General features: G+C 62.1%; 6 protein-coding genes and 2 pseudogenes. 4 read left to right on the top strand and 4 right to left on the bottom strand.

What is annotated here, in order from left to right; all coding sequences use genetic code 11:
• The 4 genes and pseudogenes from EN906_RS20285 to sppA form a co-directional block, all read right to left on the bottom strand.
• Positions 1–477: pseudogene (locus tag EN906_RS20285) on the bottom strand (ornithine cyclodeaminase family protein); the annotation flags it as partial.
• A 37-nt stretch (positions 478–514) separates the two neighbouring features.
• Positions 515–919, bottom strand: a complete 405-nt coding sequence (locus EN906_RS20280) for a LapA family protein (protein ID WP_127272544.1) — start codon at positions 917–919, stop codon at positions 515–517.
• Between the two features lie 57 nt (positions 920–976).
• A complete protein-coding gene (locus EN906_RS20275) occupies positions 977–1,261 on the bottom strand; it encodes an integration host factor subunit beta (protein ID WP_006200394.1) in 285 nt (94 codons plus the stop codon).
• Between the two features lie 82 nt (positions 1,262–1,343).
• Positions 1,344–2,300 carry a signal peptide peptidase SppA gene (gene sppA / locus EN906_RS20270; RefSeq protein WP_127269998.1) on the bottom strand — a complete coding sequence of 319 codons (957 nt, stop codon included), beginning with the start codon at positions 2,298–2,300 and terminating at the stop codon, positions 1,344–1,346.
• A gap of 401 nt (positions 2,301–2,701) precedes the next feature.
• On the opposite strand from sppA, the gene lptC reads away from it, so the two are divergent.
• The 4 genes and pseudogenes from lptC to EN906_RS20250 form a co-directional block, all read left to right on the top strand.
• Positions 2,702–3,415, top strand: coding sequence for an LPS export ABC transporter periplasmic protein LptC (gene lptC, locus EN906_RS20265; protein ID WP_127269996.1), 714 nt, complete (start codon positions 2,702–2,704; stop codon positions 3,413–3,415).
• Entirely contained in the window at positions 3,402–3,983 is a 582-nt protein-coding gene (locus EN906_RS20260; RefSeq protein WP_127269994.1) for an LptA/OstA family protein, read from the top strand. Before lptC ends, EN906_RS20260 begins: the two co-directional genes overlap by 14 nt.
• Entirely contained in the window at positions 3,983–4,801 is an 819-nt protein-coding gene (gene lptB / locus EN906_RS20255; protein ID WP_013529586.1) for an LPS export ABC transporter ATP-binding protein, read from the top strand. The genes EN906_RS20260 and lptB overlap by 1 nt, the downstream gene beginning before the upstream one ends.
• 322 nt (positions 4,802–5,123) lie before the next feature.
• A pseudogene (locus EN906_RS20250) lies at positions 5,124–5,913 on the top strand (RNA polymerase sigma-54 factor); the annotation flags it as partial.

Genomic DNA, 5,913 nt, shown 5'->3' with positions numbered 1-5,913 from the left:
CTTGATCGGCCGTACGGCCGAGTGCGCCTTGGCGAGGAAGGGCGACAGCGCGCCGGCGCCGACCACCAGCAGCCGCGAGGCATCGTCGCGGGCGAGATAGGAGGCCGCAAGCGCCGAAGCACAGGCGGTGCGCCACTGTGTCAGCCGCTGGCCGTCGATCAAGGCCTCAGGTTCGCCGGTGGCGCCATTGAGCAGGAGATAGAGCCCCATCACCGCCGGCTTGCCGATGGCATTGTTGTCGGGGGACACGGTGACGATCTTGACGCCGATGTGACCGCCGGCCGATGTGCCGGCCGCGTTGAGGTCGGTCCAGGCGGGCATCAAGAGCAGGGTGGAGGCCGCGCCATCTGGCCGCTCGATCGTATGATGATGCCTGACCGGCTGCACCGCGCCGTCGCGAAACGCCATGCGCAGCGTCTCGACCAGCCCGGCAAAGCTCAGCGCATGGTCGACCTCTGCGGCCGAAATGGTCAGCATGAAGAACTCCGTGGGGACAAAACCGCCGACGGGCGGCTCAAGCGGTCGGCTTCGGCAATGCGGACCCATGGGCGGACCCATGGGCGGACCCTTGGGCGGACCCTTGGGTGGAGCCTGGGGCCGTTCCCAGAGCCGGGCTTTGCGGTGCCGCCGGCGCACGGCTGACCGCCTGGCGCAGGTTCTCGGCCTCGACGCCGCGCTGGCGCGCCAGCTTGCGATAGCGGCCCTGCTTGACCCAGGTTGCCAGGCTGCCGACGATCATGCCGATGGCGAGTGCCAGGAACAGGAAAATGAACAGCGGCAAAGTCAGGGTCAGCTTCGGATTGCCGGGGTTGAACGGATCGAGCGTGAAGGCGACCAGTTCGCGGTTGGCAACGGCGAGTGCGATCAGGATGATCGCCAGGGGCACGAAGATCGCGATGAGGATGAAGCGATTGAACATGATGTTTTCCGTCGGAAGCTGGCCTGTCCGAAAGGCCGTCAGGCGCTGACGTCGCGCCTACTTGCCGCCGTTCAGCCTTTCACGCAGTTCCTTGCCGGTCTTGAAGAACGGCACCCACTTCTCCTCGACCTCGACGGATTCGCCGGTGCGCGGATTGCGGCCGGTGCGGGCGGGACGGTTCTTCACCGAAAAAGCGCCGAAGCCTCGCAACTCGACCCGGTTGCCTTCGGCAAGGGCGTCGGTGATTTCATCGAAGATGGCGCCGACGATGTTTTCGACGTCGCGCAGGAAAAGATGCGGATTGCGCGTGGCAATAATCTGCACAAGTTCGGACTTGATCATGAGACGGGTCCCCGTGAAAGCAGTGCGGTCAAAATTATGAGGATGATTTTATTTGCTTTTTTCACTTGCCCCAAACGGCGTCTCAAGGGTGCCAGACGGAAACGAGACCGTCAAGAAACAAGCGGTCGGCTCCGAGTTCATGGATGACGTCGCCACTGTAGGCGGGCAGGCCGAGCGCACTGCCGATGGTTTGCGCCATCGCTTTCGAGAACAGGAAGCCGCCGCGCTGTTCGGTATCCTTCCACTCGACGACCTTGAGCTTGGCATCGACGCCCTTGGTCGCCAGCCAGTCGACCGCTACCGCCTCGCCGCCGACGGCGTCGATCAGCCCGTTGGCTACGCCCTGACGCCCGGTGAATATCGAGCCGTCGGCAAGCGCCAGCGCTTGTTCGCGGGTCATCTTGCGGCGTTCGGCGACGATGTCGACGAACCAGTTATAACTGTCGAGGATGAGTTTGCGAACCATGGCACGCTCGTCGTCATTGGTCGGCTTGAAGGGAGAGGGTGCGGCTTTCAGCGGCGAGGATTTCACCTCCTCCAGCTTGACGCCGAGTTTGTCCATCAGGCCGCTGACGTCGGGATACTGGATCAGCACGCCGATCGAGCCGACGATCGAGGTCTTGCGGGCAACGATGTGATCGGCGGCACTGGCGATCATATAGCCCGCCGATGCGGCGAGCGTGCCGACTTCCGCCACCACCGGCTTGTCGGCGGCCAGCTTGCGCACTTCTTCATAGATCGACTCACCACCGACGGTGGTGCCGCCAGGCGAATCGATCGACAGGATCACGCCCTTCACCTTCGATGAAAGACGGATGGTTTCCAGCCGCTTGATCAGTTCCTCGTCCTCGGTGATCGTGCCTTCGATCTTGACCTTGGCAATATGGTCGACCGTCGAGCCGCCGAAATCGTCGCCATAGAACCAGGTTGAAAGCGCAATCACCCCAAGGGCTACGATGCCTATGGCGACGACGCGCCAGAATGTCAGCTTGCGCCGCAAACGGCGGCGGTCGATCAGGTCGTCGGCTCTCAGTGCCATGGTCAGCCTTTCAGTCGGCGGGAGGAGACGCTTTTAGACCATGATCCGCCCATCTGGAAGCAGTTCTCTTTTGCGTATGGCGAGACAAGTCAGCACCTGGACGTGAGGTAGCCATCCCCGTCGACAGTCGGCCGGCCTCGGCTAGGCGCTCTACAAGTATTGGCCTGCTCACATGTTTGTGCAATCGCCCCAGGTCGGCGACGAGACCGACGACGGATAAATTTTACGCCGCGTGTCTGTTTCTGCTATGGAGAACACGCAGTTGTGCGGACCTCGTTTTCGTCTGTACAAAGGCGGCTGTCACATTTTTGCAGTTTTCGTGGGCTTGTGCTTGCTTGAAAGCGCCGGCGTCCCACCTATAGGCGGTGCTCAAGGGTGGGCAGGGTTAAAGAAAGCAGTGAATGTTAGCGCGACCGATTGAACCGACCAACGCCGAGGCGGTGTTGGCTCCCCCGGCGGACGGCCGGACGCGCGGCGACGCTTTCGACCGTGCACAGCGTCATTCGCGCCGCGTGCGCGTTCTCAAATTTGCCGTGCCGGTGGCCGCGGCACTGATAGCGGTCGCTTTCCCGGTCTATTCCTATCTCGCCGCACCCGTCGCCGTGAAGGTTCAGGCGGAAGGCACTGCCTTTTCCAACGGCAAGCTGGTGATGGCCAATCCCAAGCTCAACGGTTTCACCAAGCAGAAGCAGCCTTATTCGATGACGGCGCTGCGTGCCATTCAGGATGTCAGCACGCAAGGTATCATCGAGCTGGAAGGCATCGACGCCAAGGTGCCGATCGCGCCCGACAATGTGGCGGCGGTCAAGGCCTCGCACGGCACCTACGATCGCGACGGCAATACGATGAATTTGACCAGCGACGTGACGATCACCACGACCGACGGCATGCAGGCCAAGTTCAAATCGGTCTTCCTCGACATGGGCAAAGGCACTATGAAGACGGGAGATCCCGTCGATGTCAGCCGTGGCGGGTCGCGGATCACGGCGGATACGATGTCGGTCCAGGACAATGGCAAGGTTCTGGTTTTCGAGAACAAGGTGCGCGTCAACATCGATTCCACCGCCTTGAAGGCGGCACAGGGAAACAGCGGAGAAACCAATGCGGCTCAGTAGTTCGACGCGGCTCGCGGCTGCAACTTCAGCGTTGCTGCTGCTCGGACTCGGGCCGTCATCGGCGCAGACGACCAGTCAATCAGGCCTCAAACTGTCCGGCGACAAGCCGATCCAGATCGAGAGCGACAAGCTGGAAGTCCGCCAGGCCGACAGTGTCGCCATCTTCACGGGCAATGTCAGTGTCGTCCAGGGGCCGACATTGATGAAGGCCGGCAAGATGACGGTCTACTACGTCAAGGACCCCAACGCCGCTGCCAAGGGCACCGAGGCCGCGGGTGCGGCGATGACGGGCTCGGCCAACATCGATCACCTGGAGATCTCCGACAAGGTTTACATCAAGTCGGATGCGCAGGTCGCGACAGGCGATCAAGGCAGCTTCGATATGAAGAGCCAGGTGCTGGTGCTTTCGGGCAAAAAGGTCGTTCTGTCGCAAAACGACAACATTCTGGTGGGCTGCAAGCTTACCGTGCAGATGAAAAGCGGGCTGGCTCAGGTGGATCCATGCGCTGGGCAACGCGTCCAGATGTCGATCACGCCGCCGCCGAAATCGGGAGCGACGAACCCCTGATGGCCAGCCTGTCGTCGCTGACGGCGCGTCTTCCGGGACGGGCCGCCGGCAAGCTTTCGGCGCCGGCCACGGTGACCGTCGATGCGGGAAAGTTCAAGGGAACCCTGATCGCCAAGGGGCTGACCAAGAGCTACAAGGGCCGCAAGGTCGTCAGCGGCGTCACCATCGGCGTGCGCGCCGGCGAGGCCGTTGGGCTGCTCGGCCCCAACGGCGCCGGCAAGACGACCTGTTTTTACATGGTTACCGGCCTCGTGCCGGTGGATGAAGGCACGATCGAGATCGACGGCTTCGACGTCACGTCGATGCCGATGTACCGTCGCGCACGCCTCGGCATCGGCTATCTGCCGCAGGAAGCGTCGATCTTCCGCGGTCTCAATGTCGAGCAGAATATCCGCGCGGTGCTGGAAGTGGTCGAAAAGGACCGCAAGGTGCGCGAGCGCAATCTCGACGAACTGCTCGAGGAATTCCACATCAGCCATCTGCGCAAGGCGCCATCCATGTCGCTTTCGGGCGGCGAGCGGCGACGCCTGGAAATCGCGCGAGCGCTGGCGACGCGTCCGGCTTACATGCTGCTCGACGAGCCTTTCGCAGGCATCGATCCGATCGCCGTCGCCGATATCCAGCAACTGGTGCGCCACCTGACGGCGCGCGGCATCGGCGTCCTCATCACCGATCACAATGTGCGCGAAACGCTCGGCCTCATCGACCGCGCCTACATCATCCATGCCGGCCAGGTGCTGACCCATGGAAGGGCCGACGAGGTGGTGGCAAACCCCGATGTGCGGCGACTTTACCTCGGCGAGGGTTTTACGCTCTGAACGGTTCGTCGTTTCACGGAAAACGCCAATCCGCTCCGTCTTTTCGTCTTGACGCAATCCCAAGGGAAAGCGCTATGCGCTTTTCCCGGGAAAGCGGTCTCTCACTTTTCCTGGAATTGCTCTGAGCGTGAAATTTGTTTCCTGACACGATTTTTCCGGTTCGAGCGGCGCTTTTTCTCGATTTTGCTCCGGGATAACGCTCCGGTAAGCGGGTTTTGCTACCAATTGCCTTGACAAGCAAAAGCCGGGCCAGTTTTATGGCCGGCTGCAAAATTCTTGCCCGGAAGTCGGGATGCGTAGACGAGGCGTTTGAAACCGAACCATGGCGTTGGCGGCCAAACTACAGCTACGACAATCGCAGTCGCTGGTGATGACGCCGCAGCTGATGCAGTCGATTCGGCTGCTGCAGTTCACCCATGTCGAGCTTGAGCATTTCATCGACGAGGAAATCGAGCGCAATCCGCTGCTGGAGCGCGCCGAGCCGCAGGACGATGCCGCCAGCGACCAGGCGCAGAAGATCGAGGCGGAGCCGCAAGCCACCGCCGAAGGCGACTGGTTCGAAAACGAGACGCAGTGGAGCGCCGAGGCGATCTCGGACAAGCTCGACACGTCGCTGGAAAACCTGTTCCCCGACGACCCGGGGACCAGCGAGCGGCTCGGTCCCGACCTGACGGCACAATGGAAATCGGCTTCGGGCAATGGCGCGGGTTCCTCATCCGAGTGGTTTGACGCCGGCGATATGGCGACTGCTGCGATCACGCTGCGCGACCATGTCGGTGAACAGGTGGCGCTAGCCTTCACTGACCCGGCTGCACGGCTGATCGCCGCCGAACTCGCCGACGGCCTTGACGAGACCGGCTATCTGCGTGCCGACCTGGCCGAGATCGCCGCTCGTCTCGGTGCGGATGCCGCTGCCGTGGCGAAGGTGCTGGCGGTGTGTCAGACCTTCGAGCCGGCCGGGCTGTTTGCCCGCGACCTGGCCGAATGCCTGTCGCTGCAACTTGCGGTGCGCAACCGGCTCGGTCCGGCGATGAAGGCGCTGGTCGCCAATCTCGAACTCCTGGCACGACGTGATTTTCATGCATTGAAACGGATATGCGGTGTCGACGAGG

This window comes from Mesorhizobium sp. M7A.F.Ca.CA.004.06.1.1, assembly GCF_003999135.1.
Lineage (GTDB): Bacteria > Pseudomonadota > Alphaproteobacteria > Rhizobiales > Rhizobiaceae > Mesorhizobium.
This window is presented reverse-complemented; position numbering and strand designations above follow the sequence as displayed.